Below are 22,447 nucleotides of genomic sequence, written 5' to 3' on the forward strand. Positions count from 1 at the left end.
AGATCGTGTTCGACTTTCTTGAAGGTTACGACCTGTGGGGAGCCTTCTGGACGACGGTGCAACTCACCGTCTACTCAGCCATCGGCTCCCTGATCTGGGGCACCCTGCTGGCCGCCATGCGGGTCGGCCCGGTCCCCCTGATGCGCGGTTTCGGCACCGCGTACGTCAATATCGTGCGGAACATCCCGCTGACCGTGATCATTCTCTTCACCTCGCTGGGCCTCAACCAGACGCTGAGTATCAGCCTCGGCTCCGATCAGATCGAAACGACCAACTTCCGGCTCGCTGTGCTCGGTCTGGTCGCGTACACCTCGGCGTTCGTCTGCGAAGCGGTGCGGTCAGGCATCAACACGGTGCCCGTCGGCCAGGCTGAGGCGGCTCGCGCCATCGGCCTGAGCTTCACACAGGTTCTTACGCTGATCGTGCTGCCTCAGGCGTTCCGTTCGGTGGTCGGCCCGCTGGCGAACGTACTGATCGCCCTGACGAAGAACACCACAGTGGCCGCCGCGATCGGTGTAGCCGAAGCGGCACTGCTGATGAAGGAAATGATCGAGAACGAGGCGCAACTTCTGCTGATCTCCGCCGTGTTCGCCTTCGGATTCATTTGCCTCACACTGCCGACCGGTCTGATTCTCGGTTGGGTGAGCAAGAAGGTGGCGGTAAAGCGATGAGTTCGGTTCTCTACGACGCACAGGGCCCGCGCGCCAAGCGTCGGAACGTCATCTTCACGGTGCTGTTCTTTGCCGCCCTAGCCGCATTGGTGTGGTGGGTGATCAGCATGCTCACCGACAAGGGCCAGCTCGAGTGGGTGCTGTGGAAGCCATTCTTCACCAGCACCGAGCCCTGGACGGTATACCTCTGGCCGGGCCTGCAGAACACGCTGAAGGCCTCGGCTCTGGCGATGCTCATCGCCCTACCGCTCGGGGCTGTCTTCGGCATCGCCCGGCTCTCGGACCACGCCTGGATCCGTGTCCCGGCTGGCGCCGTGGTGGAGTTCTTCCGCGCCATCCCGGTACTGATCCTGATGATCTTCGGCCTCGCGGCGTTCTCCGCGTACACGGACGTCAGCTCCGACGACCGCCCGTTGTACGCCGTCGTCACCGGACTCGTGCTCTACAACTCCTCGGTCCTAGCAGAGATCGTCCGGGCAGGCATCCTGTCGCTGCCCAAGGGCCAGTCCGAAGCAGCGATGGCGGTCGGTCTGCGCAAGAACCAGGTGATGCGGTTCATCCTGCTGCCACAGGCGGTCACCGCGATGCTGCCGGCGATCGTCAGCCAGCTCGTCGTGATCGTGAAGGACACCGCACTCGGCGGCGCCGTCCTCGTATTCCCGGAGCTGCTCGCGTCGGTCAGCTCGATGAGCGCTTACTACGGTGCGAACACCATCGCCAGCTTCACGATCGTGGCGGTGATCTACATCGTGCTCAACTTCGCCCTCACGAGCTTCGCGAGCTGGCTGGAAATCAGATTGCGGCGCGGCAAGAAGTCCACCGGCGCGGTGCTCGGGGCGGACGCGGTCGCTGAGCTCAGCGCACCCGGTGAGCACGTGGACGTCACCCACGAGGTCGAAAAGGGCCCGTAAACGGCACGCGTACACCGAAGAACTGACGAGATGTGAAATCCCGGAGGCAGTGGCATGGTCGCCACTGCCTCCGTCACTTGACGCAAGCACCACCAATAGGTTGCATACGTTCTGTGATCGTGCACCCTGCTCCAGTTGCAAGTCCCGATAGGACACTCAGGACACCGCTCCGGGCAGGGGGAACCACGCCGTGGACCCGGTGATCATCGTCGGAGCGGGGCCCGTCGGGCTCACGCTGGCGCTGGCGCTGGCGCGTCAGGAAGTGCCTTCCGTCGTTCTGGACGAGGGACCGGGTAAGGACGAACAGCGGCCCGCACGAACTGTCGTACTGCGCGAGGACACCGCCGCGCTGATGGAACGGCTCGCGGGATTCCCGATCGCCGAGGCCGGGTTCCGTTGGACCGGATGGCGATCGATGCGACGCAAGCAGGTGATGCAGCAGATCACGTTCGGCGACGACGAGGCCGCGCCGCTGCACATCGCCCAGCACGTGCTGACGGCCGCCCTGCGAGACGCGATCGCGGGCGAGCACCTGATCAAGGTCGCCGTGGAGAACCGCCTCGACTCGATAGAGCAGGAGAAGGCGGGCGTGACGGCGCACACCCGAGGCCCCAAGGGCACGTGGTGGCGCGGCAGCTACCTGATCGGCTGCGATGGTCCGCGCTCGACCGTACGCAAGCTCCAGGACATCCGCTTCCCGGGACGTACAGCCGTGGAGCGGCACGCCGTCGCGGCGCTGCGTACGGAACTTCCGTGGCCCGGTGAGGCGTTGTTGCATCGGATGCCGCCGTGGCGGACGTCTGGGCCTTCGGCCGGGGAGGTGACCGGGCGTCCGCTCGCCGACGGCGTGTGGCGGCTGGACTGGCTGCTGCCGCCGGGGAAGGACCTGGTCACGCCCGAGCTGCTGGTGGCGCGCGTCCGGGAGACCCTCGCGGGCTGGAACGGGGGCTCCACACCTCCGTACGAACTGCTCGACACCGGAGTCCACATCGTCCACCACCGCCTGGCCCGCCGGTGGCGGGTCGACCGGATCTTCCTCGCCGGGGACGCCGCGCATCTGCTGGGTGCACTCGGCGCGCAGGGACTCGACGAGGGCCTGCGGGACGCCGACAACCTCGCATGGAAGCTGGCCCTCGCCTGGCACCACGGGCCGCATGAGGCGCTGCTCGACAGCTACCAGGTGGAACGGCGCGCAATCGTCGCCGCCCGACTGCGCGCGGCCGACCAGTCGCTGCCGCTGCTGCGCGCCGGCGGAGGCCTGCGCTCCGTCGTGCCCGGCTCGGCACGCGGCCACGATGCACTGCTCACAGACGGTCACCTTGGACGCGGTCCTCTGGGCGCGCCGGGGGCGTACGCCGATTCGCCGCTCACGCCTCCACGCGCCGAGTCAGCGGCCGAGGTCGCCACGGAGGTCGGTGCTCCGGTCGTCGATGTGCGGGTGACGGCGGAGGACGGTTCGTTCGTGCAACTGCGGGACCGGCTGGGCCGTGGCGCGCTCCTCGTGCTGCTGATCGCACCCGGTACGGGTGTGTGGGAGCGCAAGCACTGGATGACGGCCGGGATCATGCCTCGGCTCGCGGCCGCCGTGACCGCGCTGCCGCACCGCGCCGAACTGCTCGTCGCCGAGGCATATCCGGGCGCCGCCGCGCACACCGTGCTGCTGATCCGCCCCGACGGACACCTTGTCACGGCATTGAGCGGGGTACGCCCGGCAGACCTGTACGAGGCCGCCGAGGCGGCGCTGGGCAGAACGCGGTCCACGGCCGAGGCCACGGCGGGGACCAGCTGAGCTGGCCCTGCCCGCACGGCCACCGGACCGCTTGTCCATACGGCGACACCGAGTTGACCGGTCCACACCGCCATGGTGTACTCCGGATCGTGACCGACACCTGTGTGCACCTGTGGCGGAGGGTCCATATGGACCTCGTCCGCTATGCGGGCTGCGTGTGTCACTCGTCCTGCTGAATTCGCATCTCACTCACCCGCGCGCGCCACCCATGTTCGGCCCGCGCCCCCGCGCGAACACTCATCAGGACGGTACCCGTGTCTGTGTCACCCTCTGTCTCCGCTTCCGCTGACACCACGCCCATTCGCACCACCACCCCCACCCAAGCCGACTTGCTCGACTTCGTCCGGCGTACGGCCGCCGACACCGAGCTGATCGCCTCACTCCCGCTCGACCCCGAGGGCCGTACCTGGGTACGTCTTGAAGGCCCCGGCGGCAGCGAGGCCTGGCTCATCGGATGGCCACCCGGCACCGGCACCGGCTGGCACGACCACGCCGAGTCCGTCGGCGCCTTCCTCACGGCGTCGGGCGAACTCAAGGAGAACTCGCTCACGGCCCGGCTGCCCACCGACGGCTGGAAGACCCTGGAACTCACCGAAGGAATCGACCAGGAACGACGACTGCCAGCCGGCAAGGGACGCGCCTTCGGCCGCAACCACGTGCACGAGGTACTCAACGAGTCCACGGAGGAGCACGCGATCTCCGTCCACGCGTACTACCCGCCACTGCCCCGGATCCGCCGCTACAGCCGTACCGGCCAGATCATGCGCCTTGAGCAGGTCGAACGCCCGGAGGACTGGCAGTGAGCCCCGAACGCCCCGCGGGAATCGACGAGTTGCTCGAGCGCGTCCGCTCAGACCTCGACCGCGTCGAGCCTGCGGACGCCCACGATGCCGCTAAGGCCGGCGAAGCCCTACTGGTCGACATCCGTTACGCGGCTCTCCGCGACCGCGACGGACTGATCCCCGGCGCCCTCGTCGTCGAGCGCAACGAACTCGAGTGGCGACTCGACCCACAGGGCAGCCATCGCGCGCCCGAAGCTACAAGTCACGACCTACGGGTCGTGGTGGTCTGCAACGAGGGTTACGCGTCGAGCCTCGCTGCCGCGTCACTGCGGCAGTTGGGGCTGCGCCGGGCTACGGATCTGGTGGGGGGCTTCCAGGCGTGGCGGGCGGCTGGGCTTCCGGTGAAGCCGTTGATCTCGTAACACGACCATGGGCGGGCCTTGTTGAGACGACGTCATCAGATGAGGCCGCAGGCGAGAAAGATGATGACGTCGTGCAGGTCGAGGGTCCGAGGGCCTGATGCTCACCGGCTGCACGGCCGCGCTACCAGCGCCTCACGTCTGGCCGCCAGCCACTCTGCCACTAATTGGCTGCCGTCTCGAATATGCCCTGCAACACGGCCGCGACGTCCAAATTGCCCGACCCGCCGCCAAGGCCACCGCTGCTCGCATCCCCAGAGCCTCCTACGCCGACGGCGACAAGTGCCGTGCCCCTCCCCCACCAGTTCACTCACGCGGCGATCAAAGAATTAAAGAACGCCAACTATTTCGGATCAATACCCCAAGCGCTCTGTGCGATTTGAAAGACCCTGACTGCCGAAAAGGCAGCCAGGGTCAAATCCTGCGCGAATCCCTACAGTTGGGTCTCTGTCAAGATTCGAGAACTGGTTCAGGCACCCGTGACACTACCCCGGCTCATCGAGCGTGACCTCCAGCAGCGGGGATCAGGTGTTGAGACACGGAGTCTTGACCTGCTGCGACTGGTTCACATCTGCGGGATCGGGATACACGATGAGCACGACAGCCCGGTAGCACTGAGTACCGGCCTTGTCCTTGGTGGTCGTCTCGAAGCCCCCGAAGCCCTTGTCCTTGTTGATCACCTTTAGACCGGCAGTCTTCCTCGCTATGCCGTGAGTACCGTTACGGTCGAAGCTGATGTAGGGCGTGAAGAGGTTGTCGCCCTTAGAGCAGCCAAAGTGGGCCTGAGCACGAATCTTGCCGGGGAACTGGTGGTCGTCCACGTACAACGTGACATCGCATTTCGGGTTAATCTTCATCTTCACTGGGCCGACCTTCTGGGACGTCGCCGAGGCGTTCGGCGCGCTGAGCGCGAGAACGCCAAGGGCGGCGGCACCGACAATGGCAAGCCTCTTCATTTTGGCACGCAAGGAAATCTCCCATCCCCGTAGTTGAAGCCTTCGACAGAAGCCTTCTGGTCGCTCACGATCTTGGCATCCTGCCATGACCACCACAAGCAATCGATGAATTCTTTGAGCTAGATCTGAGCTTGAGAAAATCCCTTGTCAGCTTCCTTCCGCGATGTCCTCGCCCGTCCGGTTACCGGTAGTTCGTTGTTCGTCCTTAATCTGTTTGTAAATGTGCTCGATCCACGGTCGCAGCCCGTGGAGCCGGACGATCGCGAGCAGGTTGGTGGCCAAGTACCAGGTGGTCTTCTGCGGCAGCGCGGCCGCAAGGGGCTGACCATGCGGCAGCTGGCGATGCCGCATAGGGCTCGTAACACGATCTTGTTTGAGGTGTGCTTGTCGGACGTGACCGGTAGGACGATTCCGTCCCTCGCGGAGTGTGGGAGTCAGCCATGGATGGTGGATGACGAACTGTGGGCGTTGATCGAGCCGTTACTGCCGCCCTGACCACAGAAGAGTCCCGGCCCGATGCGGTGGATGACATGCTGTGCCTGCAGGGCATCCTGTGCGTGCTCTGCAACGACGTCACGCAGACCCTGGCCCTGGTCGACGGCATCCCGCCCGTGGCCGGAAAGCCGGGACCACCGTGCCGTCGACCCGAGGCCCTGCTCGGTGACGAGGGACACGACAACTACCCCAACCGGCGGGAGCCGCGCCGGCGCCGGATCCTGCCGGTGATCTCCCGCAAGAGCGCCCCGAACATTCAAGGACCTGGTCAAGCTCCGCTACGTCGTCGGGCACAGCTCCTCGCCCTTGCACCACTTCAAACGCCTGGCCGTCCGCTGGGAACGACGCCTCGACCTGCATGACACCCTCGTCTCCCTCGCCTGCGGCTCATTTGGTGGAGACACTTCTGAAAGGCCCACTCGTGATCGTGCTACGAGCTCTTAACTGCTGGGGGTCGGAAGCGTCTCCTGGGCGGGTTAGCGGCGCTTTCGTGTAGGTGGTAGGAGCCCCCCACCTTGCGAGGCGAGGGCAGCGGAGTCCCAAGCGTGGCCGCAGGGCTTGTTCACCTGCGCCTGCGGGTGTCAACAGGTGGGCCGGGAATCCAGTTCGGGGAGATCCGGGTGGTGCTGTGGGGTTCCGCACCGGGCTTACCTGTCGGAATGTCCAGACAGGCATCCGGACCCTGAGCGCGATCGGCGCCCCGCGCGTCTACCGTGTTCAGGGCCCGAGAGGACCACCTGATATGGATAACCAGATCCGCCTGGCAGCCATAGTCGGGCGACCACTGCCCGCGGGCGCCTCACGAGGGTTCCGTGATCCGGCCGAAGAAGCCCCCAGGGATCAGAACCCCTCTTCCCCCAACCCCTCTGTGTCTTCGCCCTCTTCCTTCAGCGCCTGCCGGACCACTCTGAGAGCCATGCCCTCGGAGTAGCCCTTGCGAGCGAGCATGCCCGCAAGGCGCCGTAGCCGCTTGTCGCGGTCGAGGCCTCGGGTGGAGCGGAGCTTGCGGGCCACAAGCTCCCGTGCCGTCGCCTCCTCCTGCTCGGAGTCGAGCTGTCCGACGGCCTCGTCGATCAGCGTGGAGTCCACGCCCTTGGTCCGCAGCTCCTGGGCCAGCGCCCGCCGGGCCAGGCCCCGGCTGTGGTGGCGGGACTCCACCCAAGCGTCGGCGAATGCGCTGTCGTTGATCAGGCCGACCTCTTCGAAGCGGGACAGCACCTCGTCCGCCACGTCGTCCGGGATCTCCCGCTTGCGCAGCGCATCTGCGAGTTGCCCTCGCGTGCGCGGGGTCCCGGTGAGCAGGCGCAGGCAGATGGCCCGCGCCCGCTCAGCCGGGTCCCCTGAAGGCTCCCCCGCCTCGGCCCTCGACAAGGAAGGGGTACCTCCGTCCTTCGGGCCGCCGGACGACTCCCCGAAGCCGCGCCGTCGACGGCCACGAGCCCGCCCACCACGGCCACCGCCCTGATGTACGCCGCCACTTGGCGCACCGTCACCACGGCCCGGACCGCCGTCACCGTCCGGATCACCGCCGTACGCCTCCTCAGCGCCCGCGCCAGTGCCGTCCAGCCCGTCACTGCCTATCGCCCTGTCGCCGTCTCCGAAGGAGCCACCGTCACCACGATGCCCCCGCCCTTCCGGAACACCGGGATAGACGTACTCGGCCCAGTCGGTTCGCCGCGTCACGGATCAGCTCTTGGGCGCCGCGGCCTTGGACTTGGTGGCCTTGGCCGCCGGAGCGGGCACCGCCTTCGTGGCCTCGCCCGGGACAGCCGCGACCGCCGCGTCCGCGCCCGGCTCAACCGTCGGCTCTACCGGCTTCACGCCGACGCCCAGCTTTTCCTTGATCTTCTTCTCGATCTCGTTGGCGAGGTCGGGGTTGTCCTTCAGGAAGTTGCGAGCGTTCTCCTTGCCCTGGCCGAGTTGGTCGCCCTCGTACGTGTACCAGGCGCCGGCCTTGCGGACGAAGCCGTGCTCCACGCCCATGTCGATCAGGCCGCCCTCGCGGCTGATGCCCTGCCCGTAAAGGATGTCGAACTCGGCCTGCTTGAAGGGCGGCGCGACCTTGTTCTTGACGACCTTGACGCGCGTGCGGTTGCCCACCGCGTCCGTACCGTCCTTCAGGGTCTCGATGCGGCGGATGTCCATGCGTACCGAGGCGTAGAACTTCAGGGCCCGGCCACCAGTCGTGGTCTCCGGGCTGTTGTGCACCATGACGCCGTCCACGAAGTAGTTGTGCGTGCCCTCGACTTCGATGTCGAACTTCTTCATGGAACGCGTCGGTGGCTTTACGTGAATGTCGAGGATCCTCGACGCCACCAAGCGCTGCGTCTCCTCGATGAACTCCGGCTCGACACCAAATCGCCCACGGAAGCGTGGAAGGAGCTTGTACTGCATGGAGGAGTGCACAAAGGGAGCCACCATCTCCTGGAAGCGCGCCGATGAGTCCGTGCTGAACTGCAGGACGGCCATCTGTCGCTCACCTGCGAACCGCAGTCGCACGTCAAGACCATGTGTGTCTCGCAGGTAGTCGGCGATGCGCTCCCGTGAGCCTTCACTCATGGCTTCGACGCAGATCTCGATCCGGCCCGAGCCGCCTTCCGTACGCTCCTGAAGCCCCTGGGAGCGCACCGTGAAGCAACCGTCGTCCATGTACCAGACGGCGAGGGCCAGCGGGGTCAGCGCCTTGAGGTACTCCCAGGTGATGTGCTTCTTGTCTCCGCCGAGGTAGACGACTTCCCTCAGCTCGTCCAGCTCCGGAAGCGGAGTGAAGTCCGCGAAGACCGCGCCCTTGTCGTTCTGCGTCCGGGAGCATCCGATGTTCCCGAGCAACGAGACCTTCCAGTTCAGGTACTCGGCCTGCTTGACACCGTGCCCCATCCGGAAACGAACTCCGGTGCGGCCCTTCCTGTTCGGGGAAAGGCTGCCGTCGCCCATCAGCGCCCCGAGGACGACCTGCTCCTGTTGCTCGCTCAGTGCCTTCTTCTCGCTGATGAGCACGCGGTCTCCGGCGATCAGCTCACCCGCCTCGCGCCAGCCTCCTGGGGTGCGGATCAAGTGGTTCTCTGTCGCAGCGAACTGCGCCTTGCCGTTCTTTCCGGACTTGGCCACGGTGAACTGAAGGAATCGCTCGGCGTTCCCGTTGTCGAACCAGTTGGTGATGCGTCGAGGGACGATCTTGTCGGTGTCCGGGTCGTAGGAGAGGACCTCCACATCCATACGCTGGTTGACGATCTTGCCGATCTTCTCCTGTGTGCCGTCGGCGAGTGTGACCCGAGTCGAGTAGTTGAAGCACCCGAACATCACGCCGATCTTCTCGCGCAGCTGGTTGATGAAGATCGCGGTGGTCTTGGACTGGTTGAGTGCGCTGGTGATCTTCCGGAGGGCCTGGCTCATCAGGCGGGCCTGGAGGCCCACGTGCGAGTCGCCCATCTCGCCCTCGATCTCCGCGCGTGGCACGAGGGCGGCGACGGAGTCGATGACGATGAGGTCGAGGGCGCCGGAGCGGACGAGCATGTCCACGATTTCCAGGGCCTGTTCGCCGTTGTCCGGCTGGGAGAGGATCAGGTTGTCGATGTCGACGCCGAGCTTCTTCGCGTACTCGGGGTCGAGGGCATGCTCCGCGTCGATGAAGGCCACCTGACCGCCGGCCTTCTGTGCGTTGGCCACGGCGTGCAGGGTCAGGGTCGTCTTGCCTGAGGATTCCGGTCCGTACACCTCCACCACTCGGCCGCGCGGGATGCCGCCGACGCCGAGCGCTACGTCGAGTGCGGTCGACCCGGTGGGGATGACCTCGATGGGCTCGTTCGGCCGCTCGCCCATGCGCATCACTGCGCCCTTGCCGAACTGCCGTTCAATCTGTGCGAGCGCGGCGTCGAGCGCCTTCTCGCGGTCGGTTCCTGCCATGGGTTCCACCCGATTTGCTTGAGTCGATCGCTTCACGTCAAAGACGCTAACGCCTGCCACTGACAATGCGCCCCGACGCCCGTCCTGCCTGTGGATAACTCGGGCACTTCCCCGCGAAATCGCCGTCGAGAGCCCCGCCGGAGATTCCATAAGAATGGATGTTCGATTTTGGTGTCAAGCGCACCACCCGCCTCGACCACGGCCCGTGGGCGGGTACGCGGATGCGCTACGAGGAGTCCCGCACCGCTTCCCCGTCCGCTTCCTCCGCCGCCTCCCGTTCCACGGTCGGCTGCGCCCTCCCTGGCCCGCTCAAAACGCCTCGTAGGCGCGCGAGGAGAGCGCCTGAGCCCCGCCTGCGGTGCCCGTGCACCCGAGGGTCGTCCGTGACGTCGTACCGCTTCACATACGCCCCGAGGAAGGCCTGCAGCGTGGCGACGGCGGGGATGGCTATCAGTGCGCCGACAGCGCCGAGCAGCGCGGTGCCCGCGATGACGGATCCGAAGGCGACTGCCGGGTGGACGTCCACGGTCCTGGCGGTCAGCTTGGGCTGCAGCACGTAGTTCTCGAACTGCTGGTAGACCACGACGAAGATCATCACCCACAGCGCGTACCAGGGATTGACTGTGAAGGCGATCAGCATGGGCAGGGCGCCGGCGAGGTAGGTGCCGATCGTGGGGATGAACTGGGAGACCAGGCCCACCCAGACGGCGAGCACGGGCGCGTAGTCCACGCCGAGGGTTTCCAGCAGGATGTAGTGCGCTATGCCGGAGATCAGTGCCATCAGGCCGCGTGAGTAGATGTATCCGCCGGTCTTGTTGACGGCGATCTCCCAGGCGCGCAGCACCTCGGCCTGGCGGGCGGGCGGCAGTACGGAGCACAGCGCGCGCCGCAGTCGCGGTCCGTCGGCGGCGAAGTAGAACGAGAACAGTGTGATCGTCAGGAGCTGGAAGAGACCGCCGACGACCTGGGCGGACACATCGAGGACGCCGCCCGCGCTGTTCTGCACGTATCTGCGGAGCCAGTCGGAGCGGAGCAGGCTGTCCTGGATGTCGACGCGGCTGAGCTCCGTGTGGAAGGTCGTGTTGATCCAGCTGATCACCGAGTCGACGTACTTCGGGAAGTCCTCGACGATGTCGATGATCTGTCCGGCGAGCATCGAGCCGAGCAGAGTGACGAAGCCCGCGCCCGCAATCACCACGGCGAAGAACACCAGCGCGGTGGCCAGTCCTCTGCGCATGCCGTACGCGGCCATCCAGCTCACCGCGGGTTCGATGGCGAGTGCCAGGAAGAACGCGATCAGGACGTTGATCAGCAGCCCGGTCAGCTGGTGGAAAGCCCAACTGCCCAGCTGGAAGCAGGCGATGAGGGTGAGCGCGAGCACCATCGCGCGCGGCAGCCAGCGTGGCATGCGGGTGCGGCCCGTCGGGTCTTCGGTCGAGGGCCGCGTGGGCGGCGTCGTGCCGAGCGGGGATGCCTGCTGTGCGACCTGGGCGGTCTCGTCTGTCGATGCCACCGTCCAAGTCTCGCCCACGCCACCGACAATCGGTCCCGGTCCTGGGATCTTCGTGGTCGCTCAGCGCTTTTCGTGCGGAACGTTCATGGCGGTGCACACCGCGCGCCACACGTCCTTTGCCTCCCAGCCCGCGTCCAGCGCCTGGTGGACGGTGCGTCCGCCGAGTTCCGACATCACGTGATCGCGCGCGAAGGTGTCGGCGTATCCCTTGCCGAAGTGTTCCGCCATCCGCTGCCAGAAGACCGTCAACCGCATGACTCCAGTATCCCGCCCCTGAGGGTGGGTCCGAGCCGGGACCGCTTGTCGAGAACGCTTTCCGCCCTACGGTCGGGCCATGGCCGAAACTGGAGCATCCCCACTCCCCCCGAAGCGCCCGGCGCACTCCCTGCTCGCCCGCGCCGAGCACTTCGTCTGGCTGACCGCGCGCGTGCTGGAGCAGCGGCGTTTCGCGTACCACTTCCTCGGTGGCAGTGCCGACGCGGTGGAGACCGCGCTGGCGTCGTACCGCAATGACGACGAGGGGTACGGTCACGCGCTCGAGCCCGATCTCCGGGGCCCGGTCAGCCAGCCGCTGCACACCGGGCACGCGTTGCGTGTCCTGGACTCGATCGGTCGGTGCGGAGGGCAGCGGGTAGAGCGTGTGTGCCGTTATCTGACCGCCGTGTCGACGCCGGACGGCGCGCTGCCGGCGATCCATCCCAGCCAACGCGGCTACCCGGTGGCCCCCTTCGTGCCGGTCGTGGACGACCCGCCCAGTGAACTCCTCGCCACAGGACCCGTCGTGGGCTTGCTGCACCGCAACGAGGTGTGGCACGCCTGGCTGTTCAGAGCCACCGACTTCTGCTGGCAGGCGGTGAAGTCCCTGGAGAAGTCGCATCCGTACGAGATCGAGGCGGCCGTGGCCTTTCTGGACTCCGCGCCAGATCGTTCGCGAGCGGAGGCAGCGGCCGACCGGCTCGGCCGTCTGGTGCGCGAGCATCGGCTCGTGGCGCTCGCCCCGGAACGGCGTGAGGAGTTTCCGGTGGCGCCGGGTTACGCGCCGGGCGAGCACCACTTCGCGCACGACTACGCCAAGACGCCGGACTCGCTCGCGCGCGCGTGGTTCACCGACGAGGAGATGGATCGCTCGCTGGACTTCCTGGCCAACGAGCAGGAGGAGGACGGCGGTTGGCCGATCCGTTGGCGTCAGTGGGCGCCGGGCACCGCCCTGGAGGCGCGTCCGATCGTCACGATCGAGGCGCTGCGTACTCTGCGGGCGTACGGGCGGCCTGTCGGCTGACGTGTCTGGAGCGGGGCGTCCAGGGCGGGGCTTCCAGGGCGGCGCGCACGTAAACCGGCCTCTACAGGCGCGCGCCGCCAATCAGCCTCCACGCGCGCGTGCCGCCAGCTGTCGGCTTGCGTCAGCCGGTCATCGCCCGCACCCCTGCCGTGACCACCACGGCCGCCGCGACGACGAGCAGGAAGGGAGCCCGCAGAAGCAGCGCCACGGCGGCGGCCACAAGTCCTGCGGCCTTGGCGTCCAGGAGCAGGACTCGGCCGTCGGCGAAGGTCTGCTGGGCCGTAAGAGCGGCCAGCAGAGCGACGGGCAGCAGGGCGGCCATCCGTTGGACGAGTGGCCGTTCTAGCACCCCCGCGGGGACGAGGAGACCGATGAGCTTGACGGCGTAACAGCCGACGGCGGTCACGCCGAGCGCGATCCAGATGTTCAACGGTCTTCCCCCAGTGCGTCTGGCACGTCGTCGGCGGGCTCCTCAGCAGTCGTACGCCCCTTGCGGCGGCCCTCCGCCCACAGGACGGCCGGTGCGGCGAGCGCGGCCACCAGGACGGGCACACCGGCGGGCAGTACGGGCAGAAGTCCGAGGCCCAGGACGACTGCGAGGCCCGCGACGGCCCGCTCCGTGGTCGTCTTGAGCATCGGCGCGAGGAGGGCCAGGAAGACGGCAGGCCCGGCGGCGTCGAGGCCCCATGCGTTGGTGTCGCCGATTGCTTCGGCCCCCAGTGCGCCGAGCAATGTGGTGAGGTTCCACAACACGTAGAGGGTCAGCCCGGTGACGGTGAAGCCGATGCGCACACTGCGGCGCGTGGGTTGGGCAAGCGCTACGGCTGCGGTCTCGTCGATGACCCACTGGGCGGCGAACGGTCGCATCGCGCGCGGGAGGGCCAGCAACTGGGACAGACGCAGCCCGTAGAAGGCGTTTCGTACCCCGAGGAAGAACGCGCCCGCGGCGGCGGTGAAGGGGTTTCCGCCGGCCGCGAGCGCCCCTACGAGGGCGAACTGCGAGGCGCCGGTGAACACCAGGAGGCTGAGTGCGCAGGTCTGCAGCAGGGTGAGGCCGCTTCCTGCCGAGGTCACTCCGAAAGCGAAGCCGGACAGTCCGACGGCGACCCCGACGCCGAGGGCGTCTCGTACGACGGCGGCGTCGGGTTTTCCGCGTTCTTCACGTTGCGTGTCTGGGAGAGCTGTCTGTTCTGCCACGCCTCGGACGGTAGAAGGAACCTCTCCTGTGGGTCTTGTACGTTCTTGCGCTCGCGCTGGTACGCCCCGGGCGGCACGCCCACGATCCGGTTGAAGTGGCGGTTGAGGTGCGGCTGGTCCGTGAAGCCCACGGCGTGGGCTGCTTCGGCGGGTGCGGCGCCGGCGTCGAGGAGGTGGCGTGCGCGGCGTACGCGGGCGTCGGTGAGCCAGGCGTGGGGAGGCATGCCGTAGGTGTCCCGGAAGGCACGCAGCAGAGAAAAGGGGCTGGTGCCGAGGTCGGCGGCGAGCCGTTCCAGGGTGGGCGGCTCGGTCATGCGTTCCTCTAGGACGGCACGCGCGCGTGCCGCGATTCGGGCGCCTGCCGTGCGCGGGGTGCGCTGCGGGAGCGGGCCTCCGTTCAGTCGCAGGAGTCGGGTCACGGCGACTCTCAGCAGGGTGTCGGCGGCGAGTGCGTTGCCTTCGTCGGCGGCGCGCAGGACTTGGTGGACCAGGCGCACGGCGTAGGGGTCGTCGAGCACAGGTGCGGTGAATCCGGGGGTGCCGCGGATCACGGTGGTTTCGGCGGCGATCTCGGCCACCAGGTCGGGGGACGGGTAGACCGCCCCGTACCGCCAGCCCTCGGGGCTGCCCGCGCGACCGGTGTGCGGGGTGTCTGGGTTGACCAGGGCCAGGGAGCCGGGTCCCGCGTACTGGTCCGCGCCGCCGTGGTGGAAGACCTCGACGCCGTCGGCGATGGCGGCGATGACGAAGTTCTCGTGGGTGTGCCGGACGAAGGTCTTCCGGATGTACCGGGCGCGCAGCAGATCGACGCCTGGCAGTTCCGGGTACCGCCAGTGCCGCGCTCGCTCGCCGGAACCTGCCATGTGCCCATTCTGCGTCAGGTCGCCCGTTGGGTTCGGGGGGTTTCGGGCAGTACGGGCATGGGGGTGCTGCCGGGCTCGGACTCGTCCTCTGCTGGGGGCTGAGGCGGTTCGGGGCGACGATGCCGGGCGGCAGGTGCATACGCCCCCATCACGTGCGTACGCCCCCCGTCGCAGCGCGTAACACCCCGCCCCGCAGCCTGCGCCGACCCCCGCCACAGCCCGTTCCTCTGGCTCCGGCGCCTCGCACCGGCCCTCGCCGCGAGACCGTTTCCGCAGGTCAGACCCATTGTCAGTGGCGAGGTGCAGGATGGGGGCATGGTCAGGTCTGCACACGGTGCCCTCGACGGCTTCTCGCCCGCGACCCGCGGCTGGTTCTCGGGTGCCTTCTCCGCGCCCACCGACGCCCAGGCCGGGGCGTGGCGGGCCATCGGGGAGGGCTCGGACGTGCTCGTGGTCGCGCCTACCGGCTCCGGCAAGACGCTGGCCGCGTTCCTCGCCGCACTCGATCAGCTGGCCTCTACGCCGCCCCCGGCAGACCCCAAGAAGCGATGCCGCGTGTTGTACGTGTCGCCGCTCAAGGCCCTCGCGGTCGACGTCGAGCGGAATCTGCGCAGCCCGCTGACCGGCATCAAGCAGGAAGCGGTGCGCCTCGGGCTGCCCGAGCCCGAGGTGAAGGTCGGCATCCGTTCCGGTGACACCCCGGCAGCCGAGCGCCGCGCGCTGTCCACGCGGCCGCCGGACATCCTGATCACGACTCCGGAGTCGCTGTTCCTGATGCTCACTTCGGCCACGCGCGACGCGCTGACCGGTATCGAGACGGTGATCCTGGACGAGGTGCACGCGGTCGCGGGCACCAAGCGCGGCGCCCATCTCGCCCTGACCCTGGAGCGGCTCGACGAGCTGCTGCCGAAGCCGGCACGCCGCATCGGCCTGTCCGCGACCGTGCGTCCGGTGGACGAAGTGGCGCGCTATCTCTCGCCGCGCCGCAAGGTGGAGATCGTCCAGCCGCCGTCCGGCAAGGAGTTCGACCTGTCGGTGGTGGTTCCGGTCGAGGATCTCGCCGAGTTGGGAGGTTCCCCGGTCGCGGACTCCGAGGAGGGTGCCGAGCGCCCGTCGATCTGGCCGCATGTCGAGGAGCGGATCGCCGATCTCGTCCAGGCACACCGCTCGACGATCGTGTTCGCGAATTCCCGGCGGCTCGCAGAGCGGCTGTGTAACCGGCTCAACGAGATCGCGTACGAGAGGGCGACGGGTGAGCCTCTGGAGGAGCACCATGGCCCGGCCGAGATGATGGGCGGTTCGGGCGCGGCCCAGGGTGCCCCGCCCGTCATCGCGCGCGCCCACCACGGCTCGGTTTCCAAGGAGCAGCGCGCGCTGGTCGAGGAGGACCTGAAGGCCGGACGGCTGCCTGCCGTGGTCGCCACCTCCAGTCTGGAACTGGGCATCGACATGGGCGCGGTGGACCTTGTCGTGCAGGTCGAATCTCCGCCGTCGGTGGCCTCCGGGCTGCAGCGCGTCGGTCGCGCGGGGCACCAGGTCGGTGCGGTCTCCACCGGTGTCGTCTTCCCCAAGTACCGAGGGGACCTTGTCCAGGCCGCCGTCGTGACCGAGCGGATGCGCACCGGCTCCATCGAGTCCCTCCGTGTCCCCGCCAACCCCCTGGATGTGCTGGCCCAGCAGCTGGTCGCCATGACCGCCCTGGACACCTGGCAGGTCGACGACCTGCTCGCGACGGTCCGCCGGGCGGCACCCTTCGCATCGCTTCCGGAGTCCGCCTTCACGGCGGTGCTGGACATGCTCGCGGGCCGCTATCCGTCCGACGCCTTCGCGGAGTTGCGGCCACGCGTCGTCTGGGACCGGGTTGCCGGGACGGTCACCGGGCGTCCCGGTGCGCAGCGCCTCGCCGTCACCTCCGGGGGCACGATTCCTGACCGGGGCCTCTTCGGGGTGTTTCTCGCGGGCGCCGACCCCAAGAAGGGCGGCGGCCGGGTCGGCGAGCTCGACGAGGAGATGGTCTACGAATCCCGGACCGGCGATGTCTTCACGCTCGGCACCAGCTCCTGGCGCATCGAGGACATCACGCGCGACCGCGTCCTCGTCTCGCCCGCGCCCGGTGTGCCGGGCAGGCTGCCGTTCTGGAAGGGCGACCAGCTGGGCCGCCCGCTCGAACTGGGCCGCGCGGTGGGCGCTTTCCTGCGCGAGGTCGGCTCACTGCCCGAGGACGACGCCCGGCTCCGGCTCCTGGCCGCCGGCCTCGATGCCTGGGCCGCCGACAACGTCCTGTCTTACCTGGCCGAACAGCGTGAGGCCTGCGGTCACATCCCGGACGACCGCACCATCGTCGTCGAGCGGTTCCGCGACGAGCTGGGCGACTGGCGCGTCGTCGTGCACTCCCCGTTCGGCGCGCAGGTACACGCCCCCTGGGCCCTGGCGCTGGGCGCCCGCCTCTCCGAGCGGTACGGCATGGAGGCGCAGGTCATGCACGCCGACGACGGCATCGTGCTGCGCCTCCCTGACGCCGATCTGCTGGGCCTGGACCTGCTCGACCAGGAGCCCGTGAAGCTGGGCACGGAGTACGACTCGGAGCAGGCCCCCGTGGGCGCAGCGGACGTCGCCTTCGACAAGGGCGAGGTCAATCAGATCGTCACCGACCAGGTCGGCGGCTCCGCCCTGTTCGCGTCCCGCTTCCGCGAGTGCGCCGCCCGCGCCCTGCTGCTGCCGCGCCGCAACCCCGGCAAGCGCACCCCACTGTGGCAGCAGCGCCAGCGCGCCGCCCAACTGCTCCAGGTGGCCAGCGAGTTCGGCTCCTTCCCGATCGTCCTGGAGGCGGTCCGCGAGTGCCTCCAGGACGTCTTCGACGTCCCCGGCCTGGCGGAACTGATGGGCGACATCGAGTCCCGCAAGGTGCGGCTCGTCGAGGTCACCACGCCGGTTCCGTCACCGTTCGCGCGGTCACTGCTGTTCGGATACGTCGCACAGTTCCTGTACGAGGGCGACTCCCCGCTCGCCGAGCGACGCGCCGCCGCCCTGTCGCTGGACTCGCGGCTCCTCGCCGAACTCCTCGGCCAGGCCGAACTGCGCGAGCTCCTGGACGCCGACGTCCTGAGCGAGCTGGAGCGCGAACTCCAGTGGCTCACCGAGGACCGCCGTGCCAAGGACGTCGAGAGCGTCGCGGACCTGCTGCGCCTGCTCGGCCCCCTCACGGACGCGGAACTGACCGAGCGCGGCGCCGAGCCGGAGTGGGCCCCGGAGCTGGCCGCGTCCCGCCGCGCCATCCGGGTCCGGGTCGCCGGGGCCGACCACTGGGCGGCGATCGAGGACGCGGGCCGACTGCGTGACGCGCTCGGCACGGCGCTGCCTGTCGGCGTCCCCGAAGCCTTTACCGAGCCGGTCAAGGACCCGCTAGGCGACCTCCTCGCGCGGTACGCACGCACCCATGGCCCGTTCACCTCGACCGCGGCGGCGGCGCGCTTCGGCCTCGGTACGGCGGTCACCGAGGGCGCCTTGCAGCGGCTCGCCGCGAGCGGCCGTGTCGTACAAGGAGAGTTCCACCCGGCGGGGATCGGCCAGGAATGGTGCGACGCGACGGTGCTGAGGCGGCTGCGGCGCCGTTCGCTCGCGGCGCTGCGACAGGAGTTGGAGCCGGTGCCGCCCGCCGCGCTCGCCCAGTTCCTGCCGCAGTGGCAGCATCTGGGCAGCGGACACGGACTGCGTGGCATCGACGGACTCGTCCGCGCCGTCGAGCAGTTGCAGGGCGCCTCCGTGCCCGCCTCCGCCCTCGAGAAGCTCGTCCTGCCATCCCGGGTCGCGAACTACGCTCCGGCGATGCTCGACGAGCTGACCGCCGCCGGCGAGGTGGTGTGGGCCGGAGCGGGCGCGCTGCCCGGCAAGGACGGCTGGGTGTCCCTGTATCTGGCGGACGCGGCCCCCTTGCTGCTGCCGGCCCCGCATCCTCTGGAGCTGACCGCGCTCCACCAGTCGGTCCTCGACACACTCTCGGGGGGCTACGGACTCTTCTTCCGCCAGATCGCCGACCAGATCCGCGCCACCACGCACCCCGACGCGACCGACCCCCAACTCGCCGACGTCCTCTGGGATCTGGCCTGGTCGGGCCGGCTGACGAACGACACCCTCGGTCCGATGCGCTCCCTCCTGGGATCGGGCCGCACTGCGGGTTCCACCGCCCATCGCGCGAAGCCCACGGTCCCGCGCGGACGGTACGGCAGCCTGACGGCCGCGGCGCGCCCCGCCTCCCGTAGCGGCCCTCCCACCGTCGCGGGCCGTTGGTCACTGCTCCCTGACCGCGAGGCCGATCCCACCGTGCGCGCCCACGCCCTGGCCCGCACCCTGCTCGACCGGCACGGCGTGGTCACCCGGGGCGCGGTCGCGGCGGAAGGAGTCGAGGGCGGCTTCTCGGCGACGTACCGCATCTTGTCCGCCTTCGAAGACAGCGGACAGGCACGCCGTGGCTATGTGGTGGAGGGGCTCGGTGCCGCGCAGTTCGCGATGGACGGCGCGGTGGACCGGCTGCGCGCGGCGGCAAACGCACGCGAGCGAGGCGAGACGCTGCCAGAGCCGGGGTTCCCGAGCGCGCCCGAGTTCTTGGCCGACACCAACGGCTTCCCAGACCCCTACGCCGACGCCCACTCCGGCACCGGCTTCCCCGGCGGCCCCACCTCCCGTCCCCGTCCGAGCAACGCGACCCGTGCCGTCGTCCTGGCCGCCGCCGACCCGGCGAACGCCTATGGGGCAGCCCTTCCCTGGCCCGACCCTCCGGACGGGGCGGGTCACAAGCCCGGCCGCAAGGCGGGTTCCCTGGTCGTGCTGGTCGACGGCGAACTGACCCTCTACATGGAGCGCGGCGGCAAGACCCTCCTGGCCTGGCCCTCCACGCCGGATGACACACCGCCGAACGACCCACGTCTGCGCATAGCCGCCGAGGCCCTCTCCGCGGCCGCCCGCGCGGGCTCCCTCGGCACAGTCACGGTGGAGCGTGTGAACGGCGCCTCGGCCCTGACATCGCCCTTCGGCACACTCCTGGAAGGAGCCGGTTTCCACGCGACACCGCGGGGCCTACGCCTCCGGGCATAGGACCAGCCGAGGCCGTATACCCGTACCAGCGGACCGATGGCCGCTCGAGGCCACGGCCCGGACCTGCCTGATCCCCGCCACCACTTCCTTCCCCATAACCGCTCCCCTCCCAGCCGCCGTTGCCCACCCAGCCGACCAGCCACGCGTCCCGCCCTCAGCCGCGCAACCTGCCCTCCACCAGCCTCCCCGCGTCCCCGACCAAGACGCACCCACCCACCCCATGCCACCCTGGACCCCATGCCCGAAGGAGACACCGTCTGGCAGACCGCCCGGCGCCTGCACACGGCGCTCGCGGGCCGCGTGCTCACGCGCTCAGACTTCCGGGTGCCCCAGTACGCGACGGCCGACCTCACCGGGCGCACCGTCCTGGACGTCACCCCACGCGGAAAGCACCTGCTCACCCACATCGAGGGCGGGCTGACGCTGCATACGCACCTGAGGATGGACGGTTCCTGGAAGGTGTACGCGTCCGGCCAGCGCTGGAGCGGCGGCCCCGGTCACCAGATCCGCGTGATCCTCGGCACCACGGAGCACACAGCGGTCGGCTACCGGCTCCCCGTACTGGAACTGCTCCGCAGCACCGAGGAGCACCGGGCCGTGGGCCACCTCGGCCCCGACCTCCTGGGCCCTGACTGGAACCCCGACAAAGCCCTGGAGAACCTCCTGCAGGACCCGGCCCGCCCGCTCGGCGAAGCCCTCCTCGACCAGCGCAATCTCGCCGGAATCGGCAACGTCTACAAAAGCGAGCTCTGCTTCCTGCTCGGGGTCACCCCATGGCTGCCCATCGGCGACCTCGACGCCGAACGTGCCGCCCAGTTGCCCGCCCTCGCCAAGAAACTCCTGGAAGCCAACCGCGACCGCCCCGCCCGCAGCACCACGGGCCGCCGCGACCAGAACCTCTACGTCTACGGCCGCGCGCCCCGCCCCTGCCTGCGCTGCCGCACCTCGGTCCGTACGGCGAACCAGGGCGACGGCTCCCGAGAGCGGCCCACGTACTGGTGCCCGACATGCCAGTCCGGCCCGGTCCCCGAGCCAGGGCCCTCCCGATCACGCACACACCCATCCCGTACGAGTAATTGACGACCCGTCAGAAACCCTCGTACGGTCCTTACATGCCTGTCACGGCGTACGACCTCAGCGGACGCACCGTCTTCGTCACCGGCGCCGCGAGCGGCATCGGCCGCGCCTGTGCCGTGCTGCTCGCCGAGGCGGGAGCCGTCGTCCACTGCGCGGACCGCGACGACCAGGGCCTCGACGAGACAGCGGCCCTGATCAAGGACAAGGGCGGCGTGGCCCACACATACGCCCTCGACGTCACCGACCGCGCCCGGCTCGGCCAGGCGGTCGCGGCCTGTGAGCGCCTCGACGTGATGGCCGCCGTCGCCGGGATCATGCACAGCAGCCCGGTCCTGGAGACCCGCGACGAGGACCTCGACCGAGTACTCGGCGTCAACTTCAAGGGCGTGCTCTACGCCTGCCAGGAGGCGGCCCGCACCATGATCGCGTCCGGGACACGCGGCAGCATCGTCACCATGGCCTCGGGCGCCGTCGACACCGGAGGGCCCGGGCTGCTCTGCTACGGGGCGGCAAAGGCGGCCGTCGTCCAGTTGACGAAGACCCTGGCGACCGAGATGGGGCCGCACGGCATCCGCGTCAACGCAGTCGCGCCGGGCTGGATCCGTACGCCCATGACGGACCGCAACGACGACGAGGCCCAAGCGCGGACCGAGGCGGTCATGGCACGGATGTCACCACTGGGCCGGGTCGGCGAACCGGAGGACATCGCGCACGCCGTCCTGTATCTCGCCTGCGACGCCTCGGCCTTCACAACCGGCCAGATCCTCCGCCCGAACGGCGGCGTGGCCATGCCCTGGTAGGCACCGCGCGGACCACTTCCCAAAGCGCAACCCAGGTCCCGGTCAGCCTTGTGCGGGACCATCAGCCTTGCGCGGGACTCAACCTTGGGCCCGATCTTCAACCTTGGCCGGGCCTTCAACCTTGGACCGGATCTTCAGCCGTGGCCCGAGCCTTCGGCACACAGTGCACCGGAAGCAGACTCAACCCCCACCCCCCAGCCACGACCATCCCCTCCCATGCCCCGGCATCCGACGCAAACGCCCATCGCACCACCCCCCACCACCACAGCGCCCCGCCCCCCAGAACCAGCCCCCACCGCCCTATTCGCACCGCCCGCCCCGCCATGGCACCACCTCCAACCGCCAACCGCCGCTGGACCGCGACCGTCAACCACCGGCAGGGCGCATCAATCCCCACGAGGCGCACCCAACGCACCCACGCACCCAAGGCGCCGCGACTCAGCTTCAAGCGCCCCGGCCCCTCAACCATCGCCGTCCAGGGACACCGCGGCAAACGGAGCAAAAGTGATGAAACCGAAACGCGACTGCCCACATGCACACGACAGCAGCCATCCGGAACGTACAGATCCCCCGGCCGCCGCCCTCCACCAACGCAAAAACCCCGACCGCATCCCTCCAGGTCTCCCCGGAGAGGCCCCGATCGGGGCCCTCACACAGTTCTCAGCCGGTTCTCAGCTCATGTGAGCCGACTCACGACTCTC

The 22,447-nt window shown here is 68.8% G+C and carries 19 protein-coding genes and 3 pseudogenes; 10 read left to right on the plus strand and 12 right to left on the minus strand.

Annotated elements, in window-relative coordinates:
• Nucleotides 1-5 precede the first annotated feature (5 nt).
• From ACQEVY_RS12395 to ACQEVY_RS12420, 6 genes are all read left to right on the plus strand, one after another.
• On the plus strand, nt 6-671 hold the full coding sequence (locus tag ACQEVY_RS12395) for an amino acid ABC transporter permease (protein WP_432947796.1): 666 nt from the start codon (nt 6-8) through the stop codon (nt 669-671).
• The gene (locus tag ACQEVY_RS12400) at nt 668-1,582 is read left to right on the plus strand and encodes an amino acid ABC transporter permease (RefSeq protein ID WP_432947798.1); all 915 of its coding nucleotides are present in this window, start codon (nt 668-670) and stop codon (nt 1,580-1,582) included. Before ACQEVY_RS12395 ends, ACQEVY_RS12400 begins: the two co-directional genes overlap by 4 nt.
• A 190-nt stretch (nt 1,583-1,772) precedes the next feature.
• The gene (locus ACQEVY_RS12405) at nt 1,773-3,371 is read left to right on the plus strand and encodes an FAD-dependent monooxygenase (protein WP_432947800.1); all 1,599 of its coding nucleotides are present in this window, start codon (nt 1,773-1,775) and stop codon (nt 3,369-3,371) included.
• Nucleotides 3,372-3,475: 104 nt separating this feature from the next.
• A complete protein-coding gene (locus tag ACQEVY_RS12410) occupies nt 3,476-3,547 on the plus strand; it encodes a putative leader peptide (protein ID WP_328774051.1) in 72 nt (23 codons plus the stop codon).
• A 78-nt stretch (nt 3,548-3,625) separates the two neighbouring features.
• Nucleotides 3,626-4,174, plus strand: coding sequence for a cysteine dioxygenase (locus tag ACQEVY_RS12415; RefSeq protein ID WP_432947802.1), 549 nt, complete (start codon nt 3,626-3,628; stop codon nt 4,172-4,174).
• A complete protein-coding gene (locus ACQEVY_RS12420; protein WP_432955183.1) occupies nt 4,165-4,575 on the plus strand; it encodes a rhodanese-like domain-containing protein in 411 nt (136 codons plus the stop codon). Before ACQEVY_RS12415 ends, ACQEVY_RS12420 begins: the two co-directional genes overlap by 10 nt.
• A gap of 521 nt (nt 4,576-5,096) precedes the next feature.
• On the opposite strand, the gene ACQEVY_RS12425 is transcribed toward ACQEVY_RS12420, so the two are convergent.
• The 9 genes and pseudogenes from ACQEVY_RS12425 to ACQEVY_RS12465 form a co-directional block, all read right to left on the minus strand.
• On the minus strand, nt 5,097-5,528 hold the full coding sequence (locus tag ACQEVY_RS12425) for a hypothetical protein (RefSeq protein ID WP_432947804.1): 432 nt from the start codon (nt 5,526-5,528) through the stop codon (nt 5,097-5,099).
• A 147-nt stretch (nt 5,529-5,675) separates the two neighbouring features.
• Nucleotides 5,676-5,879 carry a hypothetical protein gene (locus ACQEVY_RS12430; protein ID WP_432955667.1) on the minus strand — a complete coding sequence of 68 codons (204 nt, stop codon included), beginning with the start codon at nt 5,877-5,879 and terminating at the stop codon, nt 5,676-5,678.
• An 83-nt stretch (nt 5,880-5,962) separates the two neighbouring features.
• Nucleotides 5,963-6,202 (minus strand): hypothetical protein, encoded by a 240-nt coding sequence (locus ACQEVY_RS12435; protein WP_432947806.1) that lies wholly within the window; start codon nt 6,200-6,202, stop codon nt 5,963-5,965.
• A 661-nt stretch (nt 6,203-6,863) separates the two neighbouring features.
• Nucleotides 6,864-7,706 (minus strand): recombination regulator RecX, encoded by an 843-nt coding sequence (gene recX / locus ACQEVY_RS12440; protein ID WP_432947808.1) that lies wholly within the window; start codon nt 7,704-7,706, stop codon nt 6,864-6,866.
• Nucleotides 7,707-7,709: 3 nt separating this feature from the next.
• Entirely contained in the window at nt 7,710-8,291 is a 582-nt protein-coding gene (locus ACQEVY_RS12445) for a hypothetical protein (RefSeq protein ID WP_432955184.1), read from the minus strand.
• Between the two features lie 171 nt (nt 8,292-8,462).
• Nucleotides 8,463-9,020: pseudogene (locus tag ACQEVY_RS12450) on the minus strand (LAGLIDADG endonuclease); the annotation flags it as partial.
• Nucleotides 9,021-9,077: 57 nt separating this feature from the next.
• A pseudogene (gene recA / locus ACQEVY_RS12455) lies at nt 9,078-9,926 on the minus strand (recombinase RecA); the annotation flags it as partial.
• 226 nt (nt 9,927-10,152) lie between these two features.
• Nucleotides 10,153-11,334 (minus strand): AI-2E family transporter, encoded by a 1,182-nt coding sequence (locus ACQEVY_RS12460; protein WP_432955186.1) that lies wholly within the window; start codon nt 11,332-11,334, stop codon nt 10,153-10,155.
• Nucleotides 11,335-11,499: 165 nt separating this feature from the next.
• Nucleotides 11,500-11,694, minus strand: coding sequence for a DUF3046 domain-containing protein (locus ACQEVY_RS12465; protein ID WP_165344899.1), 195 nt, complete (start codon nt 11,692-11,694; stop codon nt 11,500-11,502).
• 79 nt (nt 11,695-11,773) lie between these two features.
• Between ACQEVY_RS12465 and ACQEVY_RS12470 the strand changes: the two genes are divergently transcribed.
• Nucleotides 11,774-12,718 carry a hypothetical protein gene (locus tag ACQEVY_RS12470; RefSeq protein ID WP_432947810.1) on the plus strand — a complete coding sequence of 315 codons (945 nt, stop codon included), beginning with the start codon at nt 11,774-11,776 and terminating at the stop codon, nt 12,716-12,718.
• Between the two features lie 121 nt (nt 12,719-12,839).
• Here ACQEVY_RS12470 and ACQEVY_RS12475 read toward each other — a convergent pair whose 3' ends face one another.
• The 3 genes and pseudogenes from ACQEVY_RS12475 to ACQEVY_RS12485 form a co-directional block, all read right to left on the minus strand.
• Entirely contained in the window at nt 12,840-13,148 is a 309-nt protein-coding gene (locus tag ACQEVY_RS12475; RefSeq protein WP_432947812.1) for an AzlD domain-containing protein, read from the minus strand.
• Nucleotides 13,145-13,915, minus strand: coding sequence for an AzlC family ABC transporter permease (locus ACQEVY_RS12480; RefSeq protein ID WP_432947814.1), 771 nt, complete (start codon nt 13,913-13,915; stop codon nt 13,145-13,147). The genes ACQEVY_RS12475 and ACQEVY_RS12480 overlap by 4 nt, the downstream gene beginning before the upstream one ends.
• Nucleotides 13,916-14,028: 113 nt before the next feature.
• Nucleotides 14,029-14,778, minus strand: a pseudogene (locus ACQEVY_RS12485) (AraC family ligand binding domain-containing protein); the annotation flags it as partial.
• A 315-nt stretch (nt 14,779-15,093) separates the two neighbouring features.
• On the opposite strand from ACQEVY_RS12485, the gene ACQEVY_RS12490 reads away from it, so the two are divergent.
• The 3 genes from ACQEVY_RS12490 (at nt 15,094) to ACQEVY_RS12500 (ending at nt 21,746) form a co-directional block, all read left to right on the plus strand.
• Entirely contained in the window at nt 15,094-19,869 is a 4,776-nt protein-coding gene (locus ACQEVY_RS12490; protein WP_432947816.1) for an ATP-dependent helicase, read from the plus strand.
• Nucleotides 19,870-20,106: 237 nt separating this feature from the next.
• Nucleotides 20,107-20,949, plus strand: a complete 843-nt coding sequence (locus tag ACQEVY_RS12495) for an Fpg/Nei family DNA glycosylase (protein ID WP_432947818.1) — start codon at nt 20,107-20,109, stop codon at nt 20,947-20,949.
• 32 nt (nt 20,950-20,981) lie between these two features.
• The gene (locus tag ACQEVY_RS12500) at nt 20,982-21,746 is read left to right on the plus strand and encodes an SDR family NAD(P)-dependent oxidoreductase (protein ID WP_432947820.1); all 765 of its coding nucleotides are present in this window, start codon (nt 20,982-20,984) and stop codon (nt 21,744-21,746) included.
• Nucleotides 21,747-22,447: the final 701 nt, after the last annotated feature.

It is taken from the genome of Streptomyces sp. CA-288835 (assembly GCF_050936385.1).
Taxonomy (GTDB): domain Bacteria; phylum Actinomycetota; class Actinomycetes; order Streptomycetales; family Streptomycetaceae; genus Streptomyces.

Excerpts from the sequence above, each read along its gene's own strand:
- ACQEVY_RS12495 (WP_432947818.1), top strand. The coding sequence starts at position 20,107 with ATGCCCGAAGGAGACACCGTCTGGCAGACCGCCCGGCGCCTGCACACG.
- ACQEVY_RS12430 (WP_432955667.1), bottom strand. The coding sequence starts at position 5,879 with ATGCGGCATCGCCAGCTGCCGCATGGTCAGCCCCTTGCGGCCGCGCTG.
- ACQEVY_RS12400 (WP_432947798.1), top strand. The coding sequence starts at position 668 with ATGAGTTCGGTTCTCTACGACGCACAGGGCCCGCGCGCCAAGCGTCGG.
- ACQEVY_RS12465 (WP_165344899.1), bottom strand. The coding sequence starts at position 11,694 with ATGCGGTTGACGGTCTTCTGGCAGCGGATGGCGGAACACTTCGGCAAG.
- ACQEVY_RS12500 (WP_432947820.1), top strand. The coding sequence starts at position 20,982 with ATGCCTGTCACGGCGTACGACCTCAGCGGACGCACCGTCTTCGTCACC.
- ACQEVY_RS12460 (WP_432955186.1), bottom strand. The coding sequence starts at position 11,334 with ATGCCACGCTGGCTGCCGCGCGCGATGGTGCTCGCGCTCACCCTCATC.
- ACQEVY_RS12425 (WP_432947804.1), bottom strand. The coding sequence starts at position 5,528 with ATGAAGAGGCTTGCCATTGTCGGTGCCGCCGCCCTTGGCGTTCTCGCG.
- ACQEVY_RS12445 (WP_432955184.1), bottom strand. The coding sequence starts at position 8,291 with ATGAAGAAGTTCGACATCGAAGTCGAGGGCACGCACAACTACTTCGTG.
- ACQEVY_RS12470 (WP_432947810.1), top strand. The coding sequence starts at position 11,774 with ATGGCCGAAACTGGAGCATCCCCACTCCCCCCGAAGCGCCCGGCGCAC.
- ACQEVY_RS12490 (WP_432947816.1), top strand. The coding sequence starts at position 15,094 with ATGGTCAGGTCTGCACACGGTGCCCTCGACGGCTTCTCGCCCGCGACC.